The 21,909-nt window shown below is 27.6% G+C and carries 23 protein-coding genes and 1 riboswitch; of the genes, 21 read left to right on the top strand and 2 right to left on the bottom strand.

What is annotated here, in order from left to right; translation table 11 throughout:
• The 6 genes from recQ to AC11VW_RS05770 form a co-directional block, all read left to right on the top strand.
• Positions 1 to 2,448, top strand: a 2,448-nt coding sequence (recQ, locus tag AC11VW_RS05795) for a DNA helicase RecQ (RefSeq protein WP_484300450.1), incomplete at its 5' end; no start/stop codon positions are given.
• Between the two features lie 100 nt (positions 2,449 to 2,548).
• Positions 2,549 to 3,397 carry a DegV family protein gene (locus AC11VW_RS05790; protein WP_484300449.1) on the top strand — a complete coding sequence of 283 codons (849 nt, stop codon included), beginning with the start codon at positions 2,549 to 2,551 and terminating at the stop codon, positions 3,395 to 3,397.
• Between the two features lie 229 nt (positions 3,398 to 3,626).
• Positions 3,627 to 4,760: a tyrosine-type recombinase/integrase gene (locus tag AC11VW_RS05785; RefSeq protein WP_484300448.1), complete on the top strand. Its 1,134-nt coding sequence runs from the start codon at positions 3,627 to 3,629 to the stop codon at positions 4,758 to 4,760.
• Positions 4,750 to 6,852 (top strand): tyrosine-type recombinase/integrase, encoded by a 2,103-nt coding sequence (locus tag AC11VW_RS05780; protein WP_484300447.1) that lies wholly within the window; start codon positions 4,750 to 4,752, stop codon positions 6,850 to 6,852. Before AC11VW_RS05785 ends, AC11VW_RS05780 begins: the two co-directional genes overlap by 11 nt.
• Positions 6,853 to 7,233 carry a DUF6262 family protein gene (locus AC11VW_RS05775; RefSeq protein ID WP_484300446.1) on the top strand — a complete coding sequence of 127 codons (381 nt, stop codon included), beginning with the start codon at positions 6,853 to 6,855 and terminating at the stop codon, positions 7,231 to 7,233. It abuts the gene before it with no gap.
• Between the two features lie 90 nt (positions 7,234 to 7,323).
• A complete protein-coding gene (locus tag AC11VW_RS05770) occupies positions 7,324 to 7,608 on the top strand; it encodes a hypothetical protein (RefSeq protein WP_484300445.1) in 285 nt (94 codons plus the stop codon).
• Positions 7,609 to 7,768: 160 nt separating this feature from the next.
• Here the strand turns inward: AC11VW_RS05770 and AC11VW_RS05765 are convergent, their stop codons facing one another.
• Positions 7,769 to 9,169, bottom strand: a complete 1,401-nt coding sequence (locus tag AC11VW_RS05765) for an MATE family efflux transporter (protein ID WP_484300444.1) — start codon at positions 9,167 to 9,169, stop codon at positions 7,769 to 7,771.
• A 334-nt stretch (positions 9,170 to 9,503) separates the two neighbouring features.
• Positions 9,504 to 9,614, top strand: a riboswitch (TPP riboswitch).
• 103 nt (positions 9,615 to 9,717) lie between these two features.
• Here AC11VW_RS05765 and thiS point away from each other — a divergent pair.
• The 15 genes from thiS (at position 9,718) to AC11VW_RS05690 (ending at position 19,882) form a co-directional block, all read left to right on the top strand.
• On the top strand, positions 9,718 to 9,912 hold the full coding sequence (gene thiS, locus AC11VW_RS05760; RefSeq protein WP_484300443.1) for a sulfur carrier protein ThiS: 195 nt from the start codon (positions 9,718 to 9,720) through the stop codon (positions 9,910 to 9,912).
• 1 nt (position 9,913) lies between these two features.
• Positions 9,914 to 10,708: a thiamine biosynthesis protein ThiF gene (thiF, locus tag AC11VW_RS05755; protein ID WP_484300442.1), complete on the top strand. Its 795-nt coding sequence runs from the start codon at positions 9,914 to 9,916 to the stop codon at positions 10,706 to 10,708.
• A 27-nt stretch (positions 10,709 to 10,735) separates the two neighbouring features.
• Positions 10,736 to 11,518 (top strand): HisA/HisF-related TIM barrel protein, encoded by a 783-nt coding sequence (locus tag AC11VW_RS05750; protein ID WP_484300441.1) that lies wholly within the window; start codon positions 10,736 to 10,738, stop codon positions 11,516 to 11,518.
• A 54-nt stretch (positions 11,519 to 11,572) separates the two neighbouring features.
• The gene (gene thiH / locus AC11VW_RS05745; RefSeq protein WP_484300440.1) at positions 11,573 to 12,676 is read left to right on the top strand and encodes a 2-iminoacetate synthase ThiH; all 1,104 of its coding nucleotides are present in this window, start codon (positions 11,573 to 11,575) and stop codon (positions 12,674 to 12,676) included.
• Positions 12,676 to 13,302, top strand: coding sequence for a thiamine phosphate synthase (locus AC11VW_RS05740; protein WP_484300439.1), 627 nt, complete (start codon positions 12,676 to 12,678; stop codon positions 13,300 to 13,302). Before thiH ends, AC11VW_RS05740 begins: the two co-directional genes overlap by 1 nt.
• A 98-nt stretch (positions 13,303 to 13,400) precedes the next feature.
• Positions 13,401 to 14,327: a peptide-methionine (S)-S-oxide reductase MsrA gene (gene msrA / locus AC11VW_RS05735; protein ID WP_484300438.1), complete on the top strand. Its 927-nt coding sequence runs from the start codon at positions 13,401 to 13,403 to the stop codon at positions 14,325 to 14,327.
• 151 nt (positions 14,328 to 14,478) lie between these two features.
• On the top strand, positions 14,479 to 14,802 hold the full coding sequence (locus tag AC11VW_RS05730; RefSeq protein ID WP_484300437.1) for a heavy metal-binding domain-containing protein: 324 nt from the start codon (positions 14,479 to 14,481) through the stop codon (positions 14,800 to 14,802).
• Positions 14,792 to 14,950, top strand: coding sequence for a hypothetical protein (locus AC11VW_RS05725; RefSeq protein WP_484300436.1), 159 nt, complete (start codon positions 14,792 to 14,794; stop codon positions 14,948 to 14,950). The genes AC11VW_RS05730 and AC11VW_RS05725 overlap by 11 nt, the downstream gene beginning before the upstream one ends.
• Positions 14,951 to 15,047: 97 nt before the next feature.
• Positions 15,048 to 15,869: a selenium-dependent molybdenum cofactor biosynthesis protein YqeB gene (gene yqeB, locus AC11VW_RS05720; RefSeq protein WP_484300435.1), complete on the top strand. Its 822-nt coding sequence runs from the start codon at positions 15,048 to 15,050 to the stop codon at positions 15,867 to 15,869.
• A gap of 40 nt (positions 15,870 to 15,909) precedes the next feature.
• Positions 15,910 to 16,725, top strand: a complete 816-nt coding sequence (locus AC11VW_RS05715; protein ID WP_484300434.1) for an XdhC family protein — start codon at positions 15,910 to 15,912, stop codon at positions 16,723 to 16,725.
• 78 nt (positions 16,726 to 16,803) lie between these two features.
• The gene (locus AC11VW_RS05710; RefSeq protein ID WP_484300433.1) at positions 16,804 to 17,313 is read left to right on the top strand and encodes a MogA/MoaB family molybdenum cofactor biosynthesis protein; all 510 of its coding nucleotides are present in this window, start codon (positions 16,804 to 16,806) and stop codon (positions 17,311 to 17,313) included.
• 40 nt (positions 17,314 to 17,353) lie between these two features.
• Complete coding sequence (gene moaA / locus AC11VW_RS05705; protein ID WP_484300432.1) at positions 17,354 to 18,313, top strand: GTP 3',8-cyclase MoaA; 960 nt, start codon at positions 17,354 to 17,356, stop codon at positions 18,311 to 18,313.
• A 1-nt stretch (position 18,314) separates the two neighbouring features.
• Entirely contained in the window at positions 18,315 to 18,782 is a 468-nt protein-coding gene (gene moaC, locus AC11VW_RS05700; RefSeq protein ID WP_484300431.1) for a cyclic pyranopterin monophosphate synthase MoaC, read from the top strand.
• 17 nt (positions 18,783 to 18,799) lie between these two features.
• Positions 18,800 to 19,231 carry an MOSC domain-containing protein gene (locus AC11VW_RS05695; RefSeq protein WP_484300430.1) on the top strand — a complete coding sequence of 144 codons (432 nt, stop codon included), beginning with the start codon at positions 18,800 to 18,802 and terminating at the stop codon, positions 19,229 to 19,231.
• A 375-nt stretch (positions 19,232 to 19,606) separates the two neighbouring features.
• Positions 19,607 to 19,882 (top strand): hypothetical protein, encoded by a 276-nt coding sequence (locus AC11VW_RS05690; RefSeq protein ID WP_484300429.1) that lies wholly within the window; start codon positions 19,607 to 19,609, stop codon positions 19,880 to 19,882.
• Between the two features lie 64 nt (positions 19,883 to 19,946).
• On the opposite strand, the gene AC11VW_RS05685 is transcribed toward AC11VW_RS05690, so the two are convergent.
• Positions 19,947 to 21,557, bottom strand: coding sequence for a Na/Pi cotransporter family protein (locus AC11VW_RS05685; RefSeq protein ID WP_484300428.1), 1,611 nt, complete (start codon positions 21,555 to 21,557; stop codon positions 19,947 to 19,949).
• Between the last annotated feature and the right edge of the window lie 352 nt (positions 21,558 to 21,909).

Raw genomic sequence — 21,909 nt, 5'->3', positions numbered from 1 at the left:
CCTTTAGATATATTATATAAATATTACGGATATACAAGTTTTAGAAAAGGGCAAGAGAATATTATAAGTTCAATAATAAATAAAAAAGATGTACTTGCCATAATGCCAACAGGTGGAGGGAAATCTGTTTGTTATCAAGTCCCAGCCTTAGCTATAGAAGGTATAACAATAGTAATTTCGCCATTAATATCACTTATGAAAGATCAAGTAGATGCCCTAAAAACGATGGGAGTTGAAGCTGAACTTATAAATAGTTCTCTTTCAGCAAGTGAATATAATATAGTATTAGAAAATATAAAAGAAAATAAATATAAAATAATATACGTAGCACCAGAGAGATTAGATAGTTTAGACTTTATAAACTTAATAAGATGTAAAAATGTAAGTCAAGTTGCTATAGATGAAGCGCACTGTGTTTCTCAGTGGGGGCATGATTTTAGAGTAAGTTATAAGCGAATTCCAAACTTCATAAAAAGTCTAGAAACTAGACCTATAGTAACTGCTTTTACAGCAACTGCAAGTGATGAAGTTAGAGAAGATATTGAAAAAGTATTGAATCTTAATAATCCAGATGTTTATATAACTGGATTTGACAGAGAAAATTTATCTATAAATATAGTTAAATCATCATCTAAGAATAGATATTTAATGGATTATGTAGAAAATCATAAAAATGAAAGTGGAATAATCTATGCAGCAACTAGAAAAGAAGTGGAAAGTATCTATGAAGGACTACTAAAAAGAAATTATTCAGTATCTAAATATCATGCAGGATTATCTACAGAAATTAGAAAAGAAAATCAAGAAAATTTTATAAATGATGATATAAAAATAATGGTAGCAACAAATGCCTTTGGTATGGGTATAGATAAGCCTAATGTTAGATGGGTAATTCATTATAATATGCCACAAAGTATAGAAAACTATTACCAAGAAATAGGTAGAGCAGGAAGAGATGGAGAAGATAGTGAATGTATTTTACTATTTGCTCCAGGAGATCTGCATACTCAAAAATACTTAGTGGAAGTCGGAATAGAAAATCCTGAGAGAAAAAAGGTTCAATACAAAAAACTTCAACAAATGGTGGACTTAGTTTATAGTAATATGTGCTATAGAAAAAGTATATTAAATTACTTTGGAGAAAGTCTAGAAAATGATTGTAATAATTGTAGTAACTGCTTGAATGAAGGTGAAGTAGTAGATAAGACACTAGATGCACAAATGGTCATATCCTGTATTGCAAGAATGAAAAGAGGCTATGGTGCAACTATGATTATAGATGTTCTTAGAGGATCTAAAAATAAGAAAGTTTTAGAATTTGGATTTGATAGTTTATCTACTTATGGAATAATGAAAAAGTATTCTAATGAAGATTTAAAAACATTTATAAATACTCTAGTATCTCATGGATTTTTAGATATAGTAGAAAATTTAGGTGCTCGAGGAAGTTATCCAACTATAAGATTAAATGAGCAATCTATGAAGGTTATAAAAAAAGAAATTAAAGTAGAATTTAAAGAAGTTAAGGTTACTAAATCAAGATATGTGGAAAATGAATTATACGAAAGATTAATAGCTATAAGAAGTGAAATAGCTAGAAATGAAAGTATAGCTCCATATATGGTATTTGGAGATGCTACTTTGAGAAATATGGCAAGTGTATATGCTACTACTAAAAATGAAATGATGAACATATCAGGGGTAGGGGAAATTAAGTATGAAAGATATGGTAAATTATTTGAAGAGATAATAGAAAAGTATTTAGTAGAGAAAAATATAGATAAGGCTAGCATATTAAATAAAACAGAAAATGTGAAAGAAACTAGTGTTAAAGATAGCGAATACTTTGAAGTTAATACAGATAAAAATCTATATGAAAAACTAAAAGAATTTAGGTTAAGTGCATCAAAACGAGAAGGCGTGTTATCTTATATGGTACTTAGTGGCAACACACTTAAAGAAATAAGTGGAAGATATCCAACAGATGAAGAACACCTTAAAGATATAGGTGGAATAGGTCCTGTTAAGATAAATAAATATGGAGAAGATATTATAAACATAGTAAAGGAATATATTAATGAAAACAATATAACTCCTAAATGGGAAGATAAAAAAAGACTTAAACTTATCTTAGATGGAGACAATAGAAAGAATGATGAAATAGTCCTAGATTTATTAAATCAAGGGAAGGATATAAAAGATGTATGTGAGGAAGTTGAAGTGTCTATGTCAGCTGCCCTTGGGTATATTTGTGATTATGTAAAACAAGGTCAAAGTATAAAATTTGATATAGATGTAGCGTCTATGTATAATGAGAAAGAAAAAGAAATGATAATAGATGCATGCAATAGATTTGGAGACGAAAAGGTAAGTGCTATAAAGAAGGTTTTGCCTGAATATGTAAAATATGAAAGCATAAGAGCTGTAATACTTGAAAAATATATATAAATAGTGATAAGATATTAGTACTAGATAATAATAATTATAAAAAATAATTATATATATAATGAATTAATATACAAAGCTAGTAAATATGGAGGCAAATAAAATGAGTAATATAAAAATAATATGTGATAGTTTAGCAGATATACCAGCTGAGTTGGTACAAAAATATGATATAGAAATAGTACCACTTAGTATAATGTTTAATGATAAAGAATATATGGATGGGATAGATATAACTAAAGCTGAGTTTTACAAAATGCTTAGAGAAAATGATAAGCTTCCTAAAACATCTCAAGTAACATATATGGCGTTTAAAAATATCTTTGAAAAATACATATCTCAAAATAGAAAAATTATATATATTGGAGGATCTTCAAAGACATCAGGAACATACCAAAGTGCTGTAATGGCTAAAAATGATATTAAACAAGGGAGTATTAATACTTTTGATAGTTTATCTTTATCAATAGGTATTGGATGTATGGTACTTATAGCGGCTAAATTAGCTAAAGAAGGCAAGAATGTAGAAGAAATATTAAATCATTTAGAAAGTTCAAGAAATAATGCATCTTTGCTCTTCACAGTTGAAACATTAGATTATCTACAAAAGGGTGGAAGAATATCATTAGCTAAGGCTACTATAGGAAATATGTTAAATATAAAGCCGATATTATGTTTAGAAGATGGATTCATCAAACCAATTTTTCAAGTTAGAGGTAAAAATCAAGCCATAAACAAAATAGTAGATCTTATAAAAGAACAACATGGAGAAGATTTAAGCAAAAAACAAGTTATAGTAGGTTGTGGAGATAGAGATATAGATTTAGAAGCATTAAAGAAAAAATTAAATGAAGAATTTAAACTTGAAGAATTGTTAGAAGTTAATTTGGGAAGTTGTATATGTGCTCATACAGGTCCGGGAGTTTTTGGTATAGGATGTTGTGATATATAAGTAATTTAATTAAAATAGATTGATAGAAAATATACAAATAAAAAATAGAAGCCTAACTAAGTTAAATGTAGTATTATAGATGTAGGATAGTAAGTATATTATATATACTTATCCTATATCTTTTTTTATATAGGTATATTACTAAATGTAGTCAGTGTTAATAGTGTATTAAGTATAGTATAACGTTAAGTATATAGGACAAACTAAGTAAGAAGAAGGTGAGCTAAAGATGAAAGTACAAGAAGTAAAATTAAATAATAACCAAAGAAGGTATTTATTGATTGATGATAATGGATTACCTATAATACCAGTAGCAAGATATTTGAAATATATAGATAATAGCGAAAAGAGTTTTAATACTCAAAAGACCTATGCTTATTCTTTAAAACTATACTTTGAATACCTTGAAGAAATAAACGTAGATTATAGAGCTGTTAATATTAATACACTATCTAATTTTGTAGGATGGCTTAGAAATCCATATGAAAACAATAAAGTTGTTTCTCTTAAACCTACTAAGGCTAAGAGAACAGAAAAAACAGTCAACTTAACTATCACAGTTGTAACAAACTTCTACGATTATTTGTATAGAACAGAAGAGATAGATAATGATATGGTTGATAAACTTATGAAGCAAGTTTTCACAGGAGGATATAAGCACTATAAAGGATTTTTACACCATGTAAATAAAGATAAACCATCAAGCAAGAATATACTTAAAATAAAAGAGCCAAGACGTAAAGTTAAAGTTCTGACTAAAGAAGAAATGCAAAAGGTATATAATGCTACAACTAATATAAGAGATGAATTTTTAATCAAATTATTGTATGAAACAGGGCTTAGAATTGGCGAAGCCTTATCTTTATTTATTGAAGATATTAAATTTGACCATAACAAAGGACATAGAATTAAATTAGTTGACAGAGGTGAACTTTCTAATGGAGCAATGTTAAAAACAGGAGAAAGAGAAATACACATATCTCAAGAATTGATAGATTTATTTGATGACTATGCTTATGATATTTTAGATGAATTAGAAATAGATACTAATTTTGTTTTTGTAAAACTAAGAGGTGAAAATAAAGGACAACCTTTAGAATATCAAGATGTTAGTGATTTATTTAAAAGGCTTAAAAAGAAAACTGGAATAGATGTTCACGCTCACCTTTTAAGACATACACATGCTACTATCTATTATCAAACCACAAAGGATATAAAGCAAGTACAAGAGAGGTTAGGACACTCTCAAATACAAACTACTATGAATATGTACTTACACCCTTCTGACGAAGATATAAGAGCTAATTGGGAGATAGCACAACCATCATTTAAGATAACTAAAGGAGGTACTAATGACAACTAATATAACAAGTATTTTTAGACAAGATACAATAAACAATTCTAATGATAAAATAACTGAAATTTTATCAAAGTATACTGAAAAGAAAGTAAATAAAGATAAATCGGTAACATACACAGAAACACCAACAGTTTATTTTTTAGAGAATGATAAATGGGATATAGAGTTTTTTGGAGATATAGAGCAATTTAAAGAACAAATTGAAAACTACAAAAATACTAATAAAAATATATATTTTCCATTTAATAATGAAAATATAAATAAAGAAATGAAGTTTATAGTATATAATAAATTATTTTCTGATGAGTGGAGTTTGCAATCATCCCTAATAAGCCAAACGCAGTTTATTAGACGATTAGCAGAATTTATCAATGAGAAATATCCTAATATAAACTCATTCAAAGAATTAGATTTAGAAAAATCAAATATTCAATGGATAGATTGGTTAGATAGTAAAAATATAAAAACTTTTACAACTAAAAATATAATAGGTAAAGATTATGAAAATAAGACTGCTATTGCTAATTTTTTAGAATTTATAATGAACACTTTTGATACTTTGACTGATGAACGAGAAGAATGGGAAAAAGACAAATGGAATGTTAGAAATTTAGAACAGTATGGAATAACTTATAGTAAATCTTCTAAAGAATATAATTTAGATTTTGAAAAGATAAATAATCTCAAAATAAGAGAAGAAGTAAAAAAATATATAAGACAAAGATTAATTGCTAACAATAGATTTTCTTGGAGTTCGGCAAGGAATTATTTAAAATTAATTTCTTTATTCATAAACTATATATGTGAGTTAGAACCCACTTGGAATGATTTAAAAAACTTACAAAGACAACATATATTAAAGTATATAGAATGGTTGAATCTATATGCTAAAGAGAATTTAACACGAAAAGATGCTAATCCTAAACAATATGTAGCATGGTCATTGAATACTATTCAAAAATTTTTATCAGATATTCAACTTAGAGAATATGATATTTCTCCTATAAAAAATGTTAGAGTTTTGATATATCCAGATGATAAACCTAAAGTACCTAAAAAGTCGAATGACCAAATAGATTACGTTCCAAACTTTGTGTTAGAACAACTATTTGATAATATAGATAATCTTCATAAAGATGTTGCTCCTGTTGTTTATGTAATGTTTAAAACAGGTCTTAGAGTATCAGATGCTTTAGGATTAACTCATGATTGTTTAGTTAAATTGAATAATAAATATTGGATAACAACAGATATAGAAAAAGTGTATGTAGGAGGTCATAGAATACCTATTGATGATGAACTTGCTAATATGTTGGCAGTTTTAATTGATAGTTCTAAAAAATACAGTAATCAAGACAATAACCCAGATAATTATATATTTGTTAGATATAAAGGTTCGAGAAAAGGTAAACCATATAGTCAAGAGTGGATTCAAAAAAAACTTAATGTATTAGCAGTAGATTATAATATAACTGATGAACTTGGAAATAGATATCATTTTAAAAATCACTCTTTTAGACATACTTATGCTGTAAAGATGTTAAATGGTGGTGCTGATATACTTACAGTACAAGAATTATTAGCTCATGCTTCCCCTGAAATGACAATGAGATATGCTAAATTACTTGATGATACCAAAAGAAGAGTATTTGATAAAGCAATAAAACAAGGTATATTTAGTTTTGATGAAAGCAACAAATTAAAAGAAGAAAATGATGGAGAAATACCTTCTGATATTATAGATATGCTCTATACTAATCATAAGTTAAATGCTATTGATACACCTTATGGTACTTGTATGCAAAGAAAAAATGGTAAATGCAGTTATGCTAAACAACCACCTTGCTTAACTTGTAATAATGGAAGTCCATGTAAAGACTTATGTGTTGGAGCATTTGAAGGTGATACAATTAAGTATGAAATACTAATAAACTCAACTAAAAGTATAATTGAAAATGCTAAAATGTATAACAGAACTGAAATGGTAAACGAAAATGAAGAGTTACTAAAATTATATGAAGATATTTATTCTAAAATATATCAAGGAAGTATGATTTACAGTAGATTAGATAAGTTGAAAAAGAAGGTGGATTAAGTGAATAATTATAACCGTACAAAACATTTAAAAGAGTTACATAGTAAACGTAAGGCTATTACACAAGAAAAGGTTGATAAAGCAATTCAAAGACTTATAAAGGCTCAAAAGGCTATTAATTTTAATAGTGTTGCAAATGAAAGTGGGGTCACTAAAAAAACTTTATATGATAATGAAGATATTAGAGAACGTATTGAAACACTTAGACATCAGCAATCACAAGTTCCTACTCCATCACAAGTTAAAAGAGAAATGAATGATAATAACAAAGATGCAATTATTGCAAGTTTAAAAAGAAAAATCAAAAGACTTGAAGAAGAAAATCAAGAACTTAAAGAACAACTTAAGGTTGATTATGCTGAAATATACAAGCAGTTATAACTTTTGGTAAAATATGATATAATTATAGATAACTTAATACGCAATTGTTATTTAATGCGAAATAAATAAAATTCTAATGGGGGTAAAAATATGTGGATAGTATTCGGAGGGATTGCTATAATATCTACTTTTATAAATCTTTATATGTATAAATCTGGAAAAAATTATAAACTTGCTATGGCTATAGGGTTATCATTTACGGCATTGACACTTTGTTCAGAATACACTATGGTATCTGAATGGGTAAAATTGAATGACTGGACGGCTTTATTAGATGTAGTTCCTTATATGGAAACTGCATTATGGATTTTGACTATTATGTCTATTATACTTAACATAGTACCTATACTTTTAGAAACAAAAAATAATCGCTAATTTAATATAATACGAACTAAAAATAGGATATCTAAAATAGAGATATCCTATTTTTAGTATTAACATACTATACATATATAGTATATTGAAATTAAGCTTTTTTAATATTTATCAAAATTTACTCTTGATAACTTAGTTAGGCTTCTATTTTAATTTATATTTATACAGTTAAAGGTAAATCGATTTGAGTATCATCACTAACTATATTTTTAATCCATTTAAAGGATTTAAATCTTCTCATCATTAAAATAACTTTAATGATTTCTTCGACCATAGCAAATGCAACGACAAAATAAATTGGTAGGTAAAGAACGAATGCAGCAAAGTAAGCTAGAGGTATACCTATTAGCCATAAAGTTAAGGCTTGAAGTATAGAACCGTAAGCAGCATCCCCACCACCTCTTAAGATACCAACTATCATAACATTATTATAAACTCTAACTACCATAACTAATGAATACATATATAAAATATATTGAGACGCTAATTTAACATCAGGTGAAACATTAAAGAATGATACTATAGATTTCGCACTTAAAGCCATGATTATTGCTAAAAGAGCTGATATTTTAAGTGCTAAACTAGAAATATTTTTAGATGCTTCTATTGCAGATTCTTTTTTATCAGCTCCTATTTCATTTCCAATTATAACAACAGATGCATTAGCAAGACTAAATGAAATTATCATAAATAAATTCATTACAGTTGAACAAATTTGTATAGAAGCAGCAGCTCCAGTGCCTATTCTTGCATAAATCGCTGCATAAGTTATATTACCGAATGCCCAACAAGCTTCATTTGCAAGTATTGGAATAGTAACAGATGTTAAAGCAGAAGACAGTGACTTAGGTAATTCAAAGATATATTTAAATCTTAGCTTTAAAATATCTACTTTAGTATAAACTGTTATAAGAACTATTAAACATTCAACTATTCTAGCTATAAGAGTAGCTATAGCAGCACCTTTTATACCAAGAACAGGCATTTTAAAGAGTCCAAATATTAATATTGAGTTTAATACACCATTAACTATAAGTGCGATTAAACTTGCCCACATAGGCAATTTAGTATTACCTATACTTCTAAGCCCACTGGCAAATGTGAATGTTATAGTAGTGAAAAAATAACTTATTATGGCTATTTGTAAGTATTCAACACCAATTTTTATAACAGTAGGATCATTATTAAAAACTGCTATTATTTTTTCTGGTATTAAAAGCCCTAAAGTCATAAATATAATAGTTAACGATATACTATAAAATAATGATCTAGATAAGACCCTTTTTATATTATTAGTATCTCCCTTTCCATATAATTGAGCAATAAGTACACCCGAACTTATTGCAATAGCATTTGCAAGTAGTGAAAATAAAAAATAATACTGATTAGCAATTCCAACAGAAGCTAATTGTATTTCACCAACCTTACCTATCATCATAGTATCTAACATATTAAGAGATGATGTTATCAGGTTTTGTAACACTATTGGCAATGTAATTAAAAATAAGTGCTTATAAAATTCTTTGTCTTTTTGATAGTTTGTTATTGTATTTTTTATCATTAAGTTCCTCCTTGGTAATAACTATTATAAAAATAATCTTAAATAAATTAAAAACCCCGCACTTGTAGGTTTTTTTCAAGTGGGGGGTTCAACACTTATATACTCAAATAAAAAATATGAGTATATTAAATATATGTAATTAAAATTCAAACTGGGTAGTTAAATTTTGCAGTAATTAGATACAAAATCCTTATAATTATATAATTTAAAAAATATAAAGTCAATCATAAAAAATGTAAATAAAATATTAAAAAAATATATGTAAAAAAATGTATTATAATATTGAAGTAATAAAATCACTATGCTATACTCAACTTGTAAAAATAAATAATAGAATTAGAGCTAGGGGAGCTAGAATTGGCTAGCTGAGAATAAAGCCTCAACTTAAAGACCCTAACCACCTGATCAAGGTAATGCTTGCGAAGGGAAGCTTTTTAATATAATTTTACTAATAAATAGAGATTATTTAGCGTACGTAAATTATGAAAGTGCTTTCCTTTTGATTAAGGATAAGCACTTTTTTTTATATTATAGATAGGGGTGAGAAGATGAAGGTAAATGGGAAAGAGATAAAATTTAAAGAAGATAAAAATATACTTAGTTTATTAAATGATTTTGATATAAGCAAAGATAGAGTAGTAGTAGAAGTAAACTTTGATATATTAGAAGAAGAAGATTTCGAAAAATATATATTAAAGGAAGAAGATGTTATAGAACTTATTAACTTTGTTGGGGGAGGCTAAAATGCAAATTTTTATAAATGAAAAGCTTCTAGAGGTAAAAGAAAATATAACTGCTTATCAAGTAAAAGATGAATATAAAAAAGATAGTGATGTAGTCATTTTAAATGGACATCCAATAGAAAAAGATGAAATGCTTAGAGAGAAAGATAAGATTACATTAATTAAAAAAGGGGAAAGTTTAAGTTTAGATGAGTTAGAAAACTTGTTAATAGCAAGGCATACTCCTAATGTACACAACAAACTTAAAAAAGGAAAAATAGCAATCTTAGGTCTTGGAGGATTAGGATCAAATATAGCTATATCTCTAGCAAGAATTGGAGTGGGACAATTAGTTCTTGTAGATTTTGATGTTGTAGAACCATCAAACCTCAATAGGCAACAATACTTTATAGATGATATAGGTAAATATAAAACACAAGCAATGTATGAGAATATATCTAAAATAAATCCGTTTATAAATATAAAAACTTACAATATGCTTGTAAGTAAAGAAAATATGAATGTATTTAATGACGTAGATATAATAATTGAAGCCTTTGACAATCCAAAGTATAAAGCTCAAATTAGCAATTATGTTTTAATAAATATGAAAGATAAATATTTGATTGCATCATCAGGAATGGCAGGATATTATGATTCAAATATAATAAAAACTAAAAAGATTAGAGAAAAGTTTTATATATGTGGAGATTTAGTAAATGAAGCCAAAATAGGAGAAGGGCTTATGGCGCCAAGAGTTGCTATTTGTGCTAATCATATGGCTAATTTAGCTATGCAGATTCTAATAAATAATTAAATTTAATTAAAAAATCAGGAGGGAAATATGGATAAATTAATTTTAGGTGGACACGAGTTTAATAGTAGACTTTTAATAGGAACTGGCAAATACGGTTCTAATGATATATTACCAAAGGTAATTAAAGAAAGTGACAGTCAAATAATCACTATGGCACTAAGAAGAGTTGATTTAGATAATAGGGAAGAAAATATATTAACACACATACCAAATCATATGACAATATTACCAAACACATCAGGAGCAACAAATCATCAAGAAGCAGTAAGAATAGCAAGAATAGCACGTAAAATGGGATGCGGGAATTTCATAAAAATAGAGGTTATTTCAGACAATAAATATTTATTACCAGATAATGAAGAAACAATAAAAGCTACAAAAATATTAGCACAAGAAGGATTTGTAGTACTTCCATATATGACACCAGACCTTTATGCAGGTAGAAGGCTTATAGAAGCTGGGGCAGCAGCAGTTATGCCACTGGGATCACCTATTGGCTCTAACAGAGGAATTAAAATGAAAGAAATGATAAAAATCATGATAGAAGAATTAGATATACCTATAATAGTGGATGCAGGTATTGGAAAGCCATCACAAGCAATGGAAGCAATGGAAATGGGGGCAGCAGCAGTATTAGTAAACACTGCAATAGCATCAGCAAATGATCCTATAAAAATGGCAAAAGCTTTTAAATTAGCAGTAGAAGGTGGAAGAGAAGCCTATATTGCAAAATGTGGAAGCGTATCAAATTACGCTAATGCATCGTCTCCATTAACAGGATTTTTAGATAGTGTGGTAACAGCGCAGTAATAAAAAATAAATATAGATTTTAATTTATAGAAGGCTGTATAGGGGGCAACAAATATGAGTTTTTATGAAGTGATAAAAAGCTATGAAAATTTTGATATAGATGAGTATATGAACAGCGTTACAGAATATGATGTAGAGAGAAGTTTAGAAAAAGACAACTTAGATGAACATGATTTATTAAACTTACTTTCTAAAAAAGCAGTAAAATATTTAGAAAGAATGGCTCAAAAATCTAATGCTATAACTAATCAGTATTTTGGGAAAATAATATCATTATATACACCTATGTATATAGCAAATTATTGTATAAATAAATGTGTGTACTGTGGCTATAATGTAGAAAGTGGCATAAAAAGAAAGAAACTAAATATTGATGAAATAAAAGTAGAAGGGCAAGCTATCTCCAAAGAAGGTTTTAAACACTTGCTATTATTAACTGGAGAAAGTAATATACATTCAAATGTTGAATATATAGGTCAAGCAGTAGAAATATTAAAATCTAAATTTTCATCAATAGCCATTGAAGTTTATCCAATGGAAGTAGATGAATACCACTATATTGTAGATAAAGGAGTAGATTCTCTTACAGTTTATCAAGAAGTATATGATGAAAAAATTTACAAAGAAGTTCATATAAAAGGGCCTAAATCTAACTATAAATTTAGATTAGATGCACCAGAAAGAGGAGCAAAGGCTGGTATGAAAAGTTTATCAATAGGTGCACTTTTAGGACTTAATGATTTTAGAAAAGAAACTTTCTTTACGTTATTGCATGGGAAATATTTAAGAAAAAATTACCCTCAGGTAGAACTTTCATATTCGGTTCCTAGAATAAGACCTTTTAAAGGGTGCTATGAAGGGATAAAAGAAGTTAGTGATATTGATTTAGTTCAAGCCATGCTTTGTATGAGACTGTTTGATAACCATGGAGGGATAAATTTATCGACTAGAGAAAGTCTAGATTTAAGAAAAAATTTAATACCTCTTGGAGTAACAAAACTAAGTGCAGGAGTTTCAACAGATGTTGGAGGTCATTCGCAAGGTGATGAAGATACCTCTCAATTTAAAATAAGTGATGAAAGTACTGTTTTAGATGTAAAAGAAATGTTAAAAAGTATTGGATATCAACATATATTTAAAGACTGGGAGAGATTTTAATGTATCTTATAACTAATAGGCATCTTTGTAATGAGTATAGGTACTTTGATATTATATGTGAAGCTGTTAAAAGTGGAGTAGAAAATATTATAATAAGAGAAAAAGATTTAAAGAATGATGAACTTGCTAATTTATATAGAACAATAAATTATAATTTAGTAGATAAAGGTCTTAAAGCAAATTTAATAATAAATAGTAATATTAGTGTGTTTGAAGAAGTAAAGGCCGACGGAATACATCTTCCATTTGAATTATTTAAGCAAAAGCTAAATGATAAGTATGAATTTGATAATAAAAAAATACTAGGAATCTCAACACATAGCATAGATGAAATAATATATATTGAAAAAATAATGAAGGATAAAAAAATAAAAATAGATTATATAACCTTATCTCATATATATGAAACAGACTGCAAGAAAAATGTAGAGCCTAAAGGTATAAAGATATTAAAAGATGCAAATGAAATAACTAATACAAAAATAGTAGCTCTTGGAGGAATAACACCAGATAATGCATATGAAACATATAAATATTGTGGTGATATTGCTGTAATGTCTCAAATTATGAAGTCACAAAATGTTAATGAATTAGTTAAAAGATATATTCGAAAATGTAGTAAATAACAGAGGCGCCAAATAGGCGCCTTTATAATATATTGATTAATAAATGTTTTCTTAGGGAATATATAAGAATATAAATATTTCCTTGAGGAGTTGATAATATGAAAAAACTTGCTACATTTGCAGGAGGGTGTTTTTGGTGTATGGTAAAGCCTTTTGATCAATATGAAGGGGTACAAAAAGTTGTATCAGGATATACTGGTGGTCATACCAAAAATCCGACTTATGAAGAAGTATGTACGGATACAACAGGACATATAGAAGCTATACAAATAACTTATGATGATAAAGTAATAAATTACAGAGAACTTTTAGATGTATTTTGGAATCAAATTGATCCAACTGATGAAGGTGGACAATTTAATGATAGAGGTCATAAATATAAAACAGCTATATTTTATCATGATGAAGAACAAAAAAATAGTGCTATAGAGTCAAAAGAAGAATTAGAAAAAAGAGAAATTTATATAAAACCTATAGTTACAATGATAATACCGGCTAGTACTTTTTATGAAGCGGGAGAATATCATCAAGAATATTATAAAAAAAATAAAGAACACTATGATAGATATTATAAAGGAAGCAAAAGATTTGATTTTGTAAAAAGAAATTGGGCAAAGAAAAATTTAACTGATTTACAATTTCAAGTAACTCAAAACAATATGACAGAAAAGCCATTTAATAATGAGTACTATGATAATAAAGAAGATGGTATATATGTTGATATTGTAACTGGAGAAGTATTATTTTCATCAAAAGATAAATTTGACTCAGGATGTGGATGGCCTAGTTTTTCTAAATCTATAAATAGTGAATGTGTAGTAGGGAGATATGATTATTCACAGGGGATGAAAAGAGTTGAGACTAGGAGCAAAGAAGGTGACAATCATTTAGGTCATGTATTTGATGATGGACCAAAGGAATTAGGTGGTATAAGGTTTTGTATAAATTCTGCAGCATTGAAATTTATACCAAGAGATAAAATGATAGAAAATGGTTATAGTGAATATGAGTATTTGTTTGAGTAGTATAAATTATTTAATTTGAAAAGAGTGTAATCATGTAGATCAAAGTTGTAAATTAATCATATTATATAAATGAAGTACATGTAGCATGTGAAATTAATATATTATATATGCTATAATTTTATTAAGTAGAGTGTGAGAGGAGGGGGTAAATTTGTTAATATTAACTATCGAGGATGTTCCAGGAAAAAAAATCACTAATGTTGTAGGATTAGTAAAAGGAAGTACTATAAGAGCTAAGCATATAGGAAAAGATATTGGTGCTAGTTTTAAGCAAATTGTAGGTGGAGAACTTACAGGATATGATGAAATGCTGACAGAAGCTAGAAAAATAGCAATAGGAAGAATGGTAGAAGATGCTAAATCACAAGGGGCTAATGCTATAATAGGATTTAGATTAACTTCAGCATCAGTTATGCAGGGAGCAGCAGAAATGCTTGCCTATGGAACTGGAGTTGTAGTAGAAGATGTTGAGTAGTAATGCATGTGTATTAATTTCAGTTATGCTTGGGCTATTAGTACCAGGAATTTTAGTTATTGGAAGCATAATATTTCTTATAATTAAAATAATTGAGAGACAAAAAGAAAAGAAAAATGAAGACATAGATAAATATGATAAATATTAATTAATAAAGGTAGTATAAGTAGTTTATATTTAAACTTCTTATACTATTTTTATATTATAACGAATTTGATTTATAAATTTAAAGCTTGGAGGAATATATGCAAGACATAATAATAGTAAGGGGAGCTGGAGATTTAGCAAGTGCTGTAATACATAAACTTAATATATGTGGCTTTAAAGTAGTAACACTAGAAGTAGAAAAACCGTTAGCTATAAGAAGGTATGTATCGTTTTGCGAAGCTGTATATGAAAAGGAAGTCACAGTACAAGGTGTACATTGTAGATTGTGTGAAGATATTAATGAAATATATGAAGTTTTAAAAGATAATAAGGTTGCTTTAGTAGTAGATCCGTTAGGAAATTATATAAAAAAGCTAAAACCTAAAATAGTAATTGATGCCATTATTGCAAAGAAAAATATTGGAACAAATAAAAACATGGCTGATTTGACAATAGCATTAGGTCCAGGATTTTGTGCTGGAGATGATGTTGATGTAGTTATTGAAACTATGAGAGGTCATAATTTAGGTAAAATAATAAATGAAGGTTATGCTTTAAAAAATACAGGGGTACCAGGAAGTATAAATGGAGTAAGTAAAGAAAGAGTAGTTTATTCAAAATACGGCGGAATAATTACAAATTTAGCTAATATAGGAGACATAGTTAAGAAAAATCAAATAATTGCTTATGTAAAAGACAATAATGACGTAAAACATGAAGTAAGAGCAAGTATACATGGCGTTTTAAGAGGAATTATAAGGGAAAAGTCGAATATAATAAGTAAGCTTAAAATATTAGATATAGATCCAAGAATAGATGAAGTTGAAAATTGTTATACCATATCAGATAAAGCAAGATGTATAGCGGGAAGTGTTTTAGAAGTTGTAGTGGCATATTTTAATAAGATAAATAAATTATAAAATATAAACATCAAAATTTTATAACCATGGAGGAATGCATATGCATAATAAAATTTTAGATAAAATAAACAATGAACTTAAAAGCGGAAATAAAGTAGCATTTGCAATGTTAACACAAGTAAAAGGTTCTAGTCCAGGGAAAGCTGGTGCTACACTTGCTTATTTCAATGATAAAAGTATAATGGGAACTGTTGGTGGAGGAATTTTAGAACATGAAGTCATAACTAAATGTGAAGCTTGTCTAGAATCGGGACAAGATAGTTTATTTATTCACTCTTTAAATGAAAGTTCAAAAGATACACCTATGCAATGCGGGGGAAGTGTATCGGGATATATAAAAGTATTTAAGCCAAGACCAAGACTTTTGATAGTAGGTGGGGGTCATGTAGGATTTAATATATACAATGTGTCAAGAAGTTTAGATTTTCATACCATATTAGTAGATGATAGAGAAGAATTTGGAAATAAAGAAAGATTTAAATTAGCAGATGAAGTTTATTTTGGAAATATAGCCAAGATATTAAATAAATTAAGAATTGATGAAAATACATATGTAGTAATAGCTACAAGAGAATATGAAAAAGATTTAGAAGCTTTAAGAGAAATAATAAAAGAAAATCCATCATACATAGGCATGATAGGAAGTAGCAAAAAGTGGGCGACTTTAAAAAAGGAGTTAATGACAGAAGGTATAAAAGAAGATAAATTGGATAAAGTTTATGCTCCTGTAGGACTTAATATTTCCTCTAACGAAGTAAATGAAATTGCATTTGGTATAATGGCAGAATTATTATTAGTTAAAAATAAGGGTCATTTGTCGCACAGAAAAGATAAGAATTTAACAATTAATAAGTAATTTAAAATATAGAACTATTAGAACACAAACTATATAAAATATAAATGATTATTAGACAATGCACTATGGAGGTTAATTATGTTTAAAGTAGCAATAATAACACTTAGCGATAAGGGATATGAAGGAAAAAGAGAAGACTTAACAGGACCTAAATTAAAAGAATATGTTCAAAATAATGAATCATATAAAGTAGTGAGTTATACACTAATAAAAGACGATAGTGAAATGTTACAAAAGGAACTTATAAGAATTTGTGATAATAATATAGCTGATTTAGTTTTAACAAATGGAGGAACTGGATTTTCTAAAAGAGATATAACACCAGAAGCTACAAAGGCTATTTTAGAAAAAGAAATACCAGGAATTAGTGAATATATGAGGATGAAATCTAGTGAAATAACTAAAAAGGCTATTTTAAGTAGAGGAGTAAGTGGAATAAGAAATAACTCTATAATAATAAATTTACCAGGAAGTCCAAAGGGAGCTATTGAAAATCTAAGTTTTGTAATAGATAGTTTAGATCATGGAATAGAAATTTTAAAAGGAGAAGCCACAGAATGTGCCACTAACATTAAAAATAGTATATAATTAGTCATATAAAATAGGCAAATAAAGAGGGTAGCTAGTTATGATAGATAAATATGGAAGAAATATAAATTATGTTCGTATTTCGCTTACAGATAAATGTAATTTAAGATGTGTTTATTGCATGCCATCAGACGTAGATTTTGAAAAAAACTATATAAATGATGTACTTAGTTTAGATGATTACAAATTCATTATCAAAGGAATGTCTGAACTTGAAATAACAAAGGTAAGATTTACTGGAGGAGAACCACTTTTATATCCAAATCTGATGGATTTAATAAGATATACTCATGAAGATTGCAAAATACAAGATATAGGTATAACTACTAATGGAATAGGGCTTCATAAAGTAGCATATGACTTATATCAAAGTGGACTAAAAAGTGTAAATATAAGTTTAGATTCATTAAAAGAATATAAATATAAAAGTATAACTAAATGTGGAGAATTAAAAGATGTTTTAAAATCTATTCATAAATGTTTGGATTTAGGACTTAAAGTAAAAATAAATTGTGTTGTTATAAATGGATTTAATGATGATGAGTTATTAGACTTTATTTTAATGACAAAATTTTATCCTATAGATGTTAGATTTATAGAGCTTATGCCTTTAGGAGAAGCTAGAAGAATTTATAAAAAAGGGTATTTTAACATAGGGGAAATGATAGATGGCATAGATGAACTTTATAAAATAAATTCAAATGAAAAAAGTACAGCTCAGTATTATAAGTTTGATGGGTCAAAGGGTCGAGTTGGAGTAATTACACCTATGAGCTGCTCATTTTGCAATGAATGCAACCGTATAAGAGTAACAGCAAATGGAAGTATTAAATTATGTCTTCATTCAAATGAAGAAATTGATATAAAATATTATCTTAATAAACCTTTGATATTTAGAGAAACAATGAAAGAAATGATATTAAAAAAACCGGAGAAGCATTATTTAAATGAAAATCAGTGTAGCGATACTACAAGAAAAATGTATCAAATAGGGGGATAATATGCTAACTCATATAAATGAAAAAGGTTATGCAAAAATGGTTGATATAAGTGAAAAAGAGGATACAGTAAGAATAGCAGTAGCAGTAGCAACGATTACTATTAGCAAAGAGATAATGAATAAAATAAAAAATGGGCAAATAAAAAAAGGTGATGTTCTTTCAGTAGCTCAAGTTGCAGGGATAATGGGAGCTAAAAATACATCTATGAATATTCCCATGTGCCACCAAATTAATTTGGTAGGATGTGATTTAGAGTTTGAAATCAACGATAAAGATAGTAGTATAAATATATATGCTACATGCAAGTCACTTGGAAAAACAGGTGTTGAAATGGAAGCACTAAATGCTTGTTCAATGGCAGCACTTACTATATATGATATGTGTAAAGCTGTAGATAAGAGAATGGTTATAAATAACATTCATTTAATAGAAAAAACAGGTGGGAAGTCTGGAGATTTTAAATTTTAATAAAGGGGTAGATATAAATGGCAAGGGTAGTATCTATAAATATAAGCGAAAAAAAAGGTGTAATAAAAGTTCCTGTTAATAAAGCTGAGATTAAAATAGATCATGGAATAGTTGGAGATGCACATGCAGGAAATTGGCATCGTCAAATATCTATGCTAGCTGAGGAAAGTATAGATAAAATGAAAAATAAAGGCTTTGATTATTTGAAATTTGGAGATTTTGCAGAAAATATAACTACACAAGGCATAGAAGTTCATACATTACCAGTAGGAACGGTATTAAAAATAGGGGATTGTGAAGTTGAAGTTACTCAAATAGGTAAAAAATGTCATGGCGGATGTGAAATAAAAAAACTAACAGGAGACTGTATTATGCCACGAGAAGGAATATTTGTAAAGGTTATAAAAGAAGGAATAATACAAGTAAATGACAATATAGAAATATTATAATAAAAAGTATGGATAAAAATCCATGCTTTTTTTATAGCACATAGGAAATTATATTCCTTTTAAAATTATGCATAAATATAATTTTCGTATATATGCTTCAAAAAAGGCTTCATTATAATTCTTCAATTGAAGGCTTTTTTATTTAACAGATAAATTTAAAGTAATTGTCAAAAGATTTATTAAGTAACCGACATGATTTTTTAAGCTGTATATAGGTGAATATATTTAAATAAAAGTATTTAGGAATAAACAAACTTATAAAAAGAATATAAATTACATATAAAGATATATCATTTTTGCATTTTATAACTTAGGCTATGCACATAGTTTTTGGAAAAAGAATTTTTTGTTATATAAAAAACATAGGAGGTTAATATGCCAAAACAGCTCACAAGAGAATTTGAAGAAAGACTTTTTAGAATTAGAATACTATCTCATACGGGAGATAAAGTACATATAAAATTACCAATAAGTTTTGTAAAAAAAATGGTGAAAAATAATACAATAGATTTTTTTAATACTAAAGATGATATTATAGATAGTGAAAAATTATTAAATTTAATAATACATTCATTTGATTACAATTTATCTGGAGAAATAGCTTATTTAGAAAGAAAAAACGGAGATATAATAAGGATAATAATTGATTAAAAGTAGTAGAACAACTTAATGTAGTAGCTAAAAAGTACTAGAGATTTCTAGTACTTTTTTTAAATTATTCTATTCTTAAAACCTGCTGAGCTATATTTGAAGCATGATCTGAAACTCTTTCTAGATTAGAAAGTAAATCAAGATACAAAATTCCAGAATCAATAGTACATGAATTTTCATTTAATCTATGTATGTGAGCTTTTCTAAATGATTTTTCTAGTAAATTTACTTCCTTTTCAACTTTTAGTATTTTACGTGCTAAATCTAAATCATGTTTATCCAATGCAATTAATGAGTTTTTAAAATTTGCCATGGCTTTTTCATAAACTTCACTAATTTCATCTAATGCATTTTTAGAAAAGACTAAATCTAATTCTATTGCATTTTGAGCAAGTTCTGCTATATTTTCTGCATGGTCTGAAACTCTTTCTATGTCATTTACGGTATGGAAGAGTAAATCGGTTTTAAATCGTTCATCTTCATTTAAAGAATATTTAGACAATTTCAATAGATAATTTAATATATCTTTTTGGAGTTTATTAACAACTTTTTCACTTTCAAATGTGGTTTTAATATCATCAGAACTTTTATTAATAATTCCCTTTAAGGATGAATCAAGTGCAATGGAAGCTTTGTCACCCATTCTTAAAACATCTTTTATTGTATTTCCAAGAGCTATAGATGGTGTTTCTAACATTCTTTCGTCTAGGAATTTAGTATTACTTGCATTTTCATTTTCGTCTGCTTTTTCAGGAACTAAAAGCATAGCAAGTTTTACTATATATCTAGAGAATGGTAAAAGTATTATAACATTTACTAAATTAAATAAAGTATGAGCATTTGCTATTTGTCTAGCAGTGTCAGTTGGATCTATCCTAGTAACAAGTGCTGAAATAGGTTTATTTAAAATAATCATAAATATTATAGTTCCTATAACATTAAAGCTTAAGTGCATTATAGCAGCTCTCTTTGCATTTCTGCTTGCACCTATACTAGAAAGTAATGAAGTAACACAAGTACCTATGTTATCTCCGTAAAGTATAGGCAGTGCTGATGATAATGGCAACAGGCCCTCTGATGCCAAAGCTATTAACATACCCATAGAAGCACTAGAGCTTTGTACAATTCCTGTTATTAAAAATCCTGCAAGTATACCTAGTATTGGATGAGTACCAAAATACAATAAAGCATTTCTAAACTGAGGCATATCAGCTAATGGCTTAACGGCATCTTTCATAAATTCCATACCAGTAAATAATATACCAAATCCGATAAGTATTTGTGCTATATGCTTATTTTTTTGTTTTGAAGAAAATAAGTATATAACTATACCAATGCCTAAAGCAATAGGAGCTAATCCTTCTAAATTAAAAGATACAAGTTGAGCTGTAACAGTAGTACCAATGTTAGCACCCATTATAACTCCGATTGCTTGAGAAAGAGTCATTATTCCAGCATTTACAAATCCTACAATCATAACTGTAGTTGCACTAGAACTTTGGATAATACCAGTCACTACAACACCTACTAAAACTCCCATAAGTACACTACTTGTTAAAAACTCTATGATTTTTTTGAGTTTATTTCCAGCAGATTTTTGAAGACCTTCACCCATTAAGCTCATACCATATAGGAAAAGACCCAAACCCCCAATAAGGCTTATTGCTATATCCAATTTTGCGTCCTCCTTGCAATCTTATTCCTAAGTAGGTTTTAGTTGATTTTGATGTTTATTTTGCCCATGAATTTAAAAATTAAACTTATCTTAAAGTAAAAACAAAAGTGCTATGATTATAGATTTTAACAAAAAATTAATTTAGATATAACAAATTAGACAAATTAGTATAATTTAAAAAGTAAAAAAATAAAGAAATTAGCAACTGAAGCTTGAAATATAACTATTTAAAAAGAAATAATAAAAAAAAATGAATAAAAATTGAAAAAAATATAACAAATTTATATTTAAAGTATATAATATAAATAAGAACTATTTTGGAAATTTAGGCGTTTAAATATATATTGTAAAA

It is taken from the genome of Romboutsia sp., from assembly GCF_056995035.1.
The sequence above is the reverse complement of the archived record's forward strand: the minus strand, read 5'-3'. Positions and strand labels throughout refer to the sequence as shown.

Coding starts and splice junctions, on each gene's coding strand:
- msrA (WP_484300438.1), top strand. CDS start 13,401: ATGAAAAAACTTGCTACATTTGCAGGAGGGTGTTTTTGGTGTATGGTA.
- moaC (WP_484300431.1), top strand. CDS start 18,315: ATGCTAACTCATATAAATGAAAAAGGTTATGCAAAAATGGTTGATATA.
- yqeB (WP_484300435.1), top strand. CDS start 15,048: ATGCAAGACATAATAATAGTAAGGGGAGCTGGAGATTTAGCAAGTGCT.
- thiF (WP_484300442.1), top strand. CDS start 9,914: ATGCAAATTTTTATAAATGAAAAGCTTCTAGAGGTAAAAGAAAATATA.
- AC11VW_RS05740 (WP_484300439.1), top strand. CDS start 12,676: ATGTATCTTATAACTAATAGGCATCTTTGTAATGAGTATAGGTACTTT.
- thiH (WP_484300440.1), top strand. CDS start 11,573: ATGAGTTTTTATGAAGTGATAAAAAGCTATGAAAATTTTGATATAGAT.
- AC11VW_RS05725 (WP_484300436.1), top strand. CDS start 14,792: ATGTTGAGTAGTAATGCATGTGTATTAATTTCAGTTATGCTTGGGCTA.
- AC11VW_RS05785 (WP_484300448.1), top strand. CDS start 3,627: ATGAAAGTACAAGAAGTAAAATTAAATAATAACCAAAGAAGGTATTTA.
- AC11VW_RS05715 (WP_484300434.1), top strand. CDS start 15,910: ATGCATAATAAAATTTTAGATAAAATAAACAATGAACTTAAAAGCGGA.
- AC11VW_RS05780 (WP_484300447.1), top strand. CDS start 4,750: ATGACAACTAATATAACAAGTATTTTTAGACAAGATACAATAAACAAT.
- AC11VW_RS05770 (WP_484300445.1), top strand. CDS start 7,324: ATGTGGATAGTATTCGGAGGGATTGCTATAATATCTACTTTTATAAAT.
- moaA (WP_484300432.1), top strand. CDS start 17,354: ATGATAGATAAATATGGAAGAAATATAAATTATGTTCGTATTTCGCTT.
- AC11VW_RS05750 (WP_484300441.1), top strand. CDS start 10,736: ATGGATAAATTAATTTTAGGTGGACACGAGTTTAATAGTAGACTTTTA.
- AC11VW_RS05695 (WP_484300430.1), top strand. CDS start 18,800: ATGGCAAGGGTAGTATCTATAAATATAAGCGAAAAAAAAGGTGTAATA.
- thiS (WP_484300443.1), top strand. CDS start 9,718: ATGAAGGTAAATGGGAAAGAGATAAAATTTAAAGAAGATAAAAATATA.
- AC11VW_RS05765 (WP_484300444.1), bottom strand. CDS start 9,169: ATGATAAAAAATACAATAACAAACTATCAAAAAGACAAAGAATTTTAT.
- AC11VW_RS05690 (WP_484300429.1), top strand. CDS start 19,607: ATGCCAAAACAGCTCACAAGAGAATTTGAAGAAAGACTTTTTAGAATT.
- AC11VW_RS05710 (WP_484300433.1), top strand. CDS start 16,804: ATGTTTAAAGTAGCAATAATAACACTTAGCGATAAGGGATATGAAGGA.
- AC11VW_RS05790 (WP_484300449.1), top strand. CDS start 2,549: ATGAGTAATATAAAAATAATATGTGATAGTTTAGCAGATATACCAGCT.